At 79.0% G+C, this 453-nt stretch carries 1 protein-coding gene; it reads left to right on the top strand.

The genetic code is table 11. The features are described from left to right. On the top strand, window positions 1-453 hold a 453-nt coding region (locus tag GTW08_RS05700), incomplete at both ends, for an alpha/beta fold hydrolase (protein WP_161151514.1).

Genomic DNA, 453 nt, shown 5'->3' with positions numbered 1-453 from the left:
CGGGCCGCGCGGTCACCTCCGGCGGGGTCACCCTGCACGTGCGCGAGACCCCCGGCTCCGGCGACGCCGACGCCGTCTACGTCCACGGGCTCGCCGGGTCGGCCACGAACTGGACCGACCTCGCCGGGCTCCTCGCCCCACGGGCGGCCGGCCTGTCCGTCGACCTGCCCGGGTTCGGGCTGTCCGAGCCGACCGCCGTCGCCGACTTCGGCCCGGACGGCATGGCGGACGCGCTGCTGTGCTGGCTGGCCGGGCGCGACCGCCCGGTGCACCTGGTCGGCAACTCCCTCGGCGGCGTGATCGCGACGACGGTGGCGGCCCGCCGTCCCGAGCTCGTCCGCAGCCTCACCCTGGTCTCGCCCGCGGTGCCGGACCGGCGCCCCGACCCGCGACGTCTGTCGGACCCGCGGATGGCGCTGGCCATGGTGCCGCTGCTCGGGCGCGGCGCGCGGC

The organism is Pseudonocardia sp. SID8383, assembly GCF_009864975.1.
GTDB lineage: Bacteria > Actinomycetota > Actinomycetes > Mycobacteriales > Pseudonocardiaceae > Pseudonocardia > Pseudonocardia alni.
The sequence above is the reverse complement of the archived record's forward strand: the minus strand, read 5'-3'. Positions and strand labels throughout refer to the sequence as shown.